Raw genomic sequence first — 1,855 nt, 5'->3', positions numbered from 1 at the left:
ATCAATATCCCTCAACAACAGCTCATAACCTTGAGGATCCTTACCATTCATGATGGTCTCTAAATTGATGTTGGTAGCCCTGGTATAAAATCCGCTCCACCATGGTTTTTCTGATGTATCGTAAAGATAAGGTTCAGGGGCGTTCCAGTGCCAACAAAAGGTCACAATGCCACCCAATTTGTCAAATTCTATAGCGTATTCAACCGCCTTGCTATTCGTACCATGGGCCACCCTCGAAGGCGTATAATCTATAAAGTCAAGGCCCAATATAGCGGGATATTTTCCCGTAGCAGAATATATCGCTTTGAATTCAGGACCGTTTATCCCTTTATCCGAATACTGCCCTGAAATTATGTATTTACCGTACATATCAACTAAAAATTGCATCAACTTTTTCGCCCTATCGGTGGCATAGAGATCAACCAATTGAGCCGATATTTTATAGATGTCTTGGTCAATCGGAGGAGAAGCGGTTATCTTTAATGCATCCAATCGAATCCAACCCCAGCTCTTGGTCAGCTTTATTTCATTTTTACCTGCTTTTAAATACACCCTCTTGAGAATAGAGTCTTGAAAATTAGTTCTTTCAACCTTTGCTACTCCTACAAATTCCCCGTTTACATACACATTGTTTTCCTTGTATCCATCACAGCTTGCACTAATAAAGTTTAAATCATAAAACCCACTTCCGGGCACGGAAACGTTAAAAGTGACGGTGTCCTCCTCTCTTTCTATGCCCACCAGATAACCGTTGCCTGAAAAGTCTGGATAAGTGCTTTCAGGCCGCACCTTACCCGTTGTGATGGCAACGTCTTCAGCCTCAAGAAGCAATTCAAATTTGGGATCGAAATGGTCTTCCCCGTTCATTCCATCTGCTTCGGATGTATTGTTGCCCCCATCCTTATACCTATCTTCAGTCAAATTATCGCTCATACCCGTGACCCCTTTCCTCCGATTTTCAGCATCATGGCCCGCATCGTGAACCTTTGTGCATCCATTTAAGAACAGACCGATCAATATTAAAAGAGATAAAAAACTGCATACACGCTTTGTCATATTCACACCTGTATTTCCATGCTGATATGGATAGGGTCATATTAACCAACAGAGAGCTTAACTAAAGATTTTTTTAGTGGGATGGCGTACAGCTCCTCCTGCTGCACGCCATCCATCCCATTAGTCAACAATCTTTATTGAGCCAGGAAGTCATCGAAAGCGGCCTGCAGGGCATCATACTTCTCATCGATGATCTGAGCAACGGTCTTTTCTCCTTTGATCAGGTCGTCCTGTGCTCCCCACCAAGTCTCGATTGCTGACTGGCAGGCACCAAACAGCCCTATAGGAGCAAAGCACTCGTTGTCATACATGTATCTGAGAACTTCCAAGGAAGTCTCATCGCGCACCCTATCAAAGTGTGCTTCCATCCATGTATCGGGATCCTCTAGGTCCTCTGGGAACGGATCTGTCCATAAATCCCAAATAAATGCCACATCTTCGGGATTCTTTACGTTCTTGGGTATTGTCTGGAAGTTGTGCCCGGAAACAAGGCACTTATATTTCTTATCTGGATCGCTGGGACCGATCGGAGGCAGCAAAATGCCATAGTCGTCAGACATGTTATTCTTGAAGTCATCTATCTTCCAGTACTGATACCAGAACATGGCCACTTTGCCATCCTGGAACATGGTAGCGGCAATATCCCACGGCGGGCTGTCGCTGTAGGTAAACTTATTGTACAGGATCTTATCTACATTAGCCAGTTCATAGTAGAAGTTCAAGGCCTCTACCACTTTTGGATCTCTCAAATTGAGCACTGCCTTGCCATCCTTTATGTCTGCAAAGGTTGCTCCATTGC

General features: G+C 44.0%; 1 protein-coding gene and 1 pseudogene. Both read right to left on the bottom strand.

Annotated features, from left to right (window positions below; translation table 11 throughout):
- A partial coding sequence (locus FWJ59_RS09510) for a glycosyl hydrolase (protein ID WP_414481688.1) occupies window positions 1–933 on the bottom strand: 933 nt, incomplete at its 3' end.
- A 257-nt stretch (window positions 934–1,190) separates the two neighbouring features.
- Window positions 1,191–1,855 (bottom strand): annotated as a pseudogene (locus FWJ59_RS09505) (hypothetical protein); the annotation flags it as partial.

This window comes from Caldicoprobacter sp., from assembly GCF_047459465.1.
Taxonomy (GTDB): domain Bacteria; phylum Bacillota; class Clostridia; order Caldicoprobacterales; family Caldicoprobacteraceae; genus Caldicoprobacter.
Note: the sequence above shows the minus strand (reverse complement) of the source record. Positions and strands in the feature narration are given on the sequence as shown.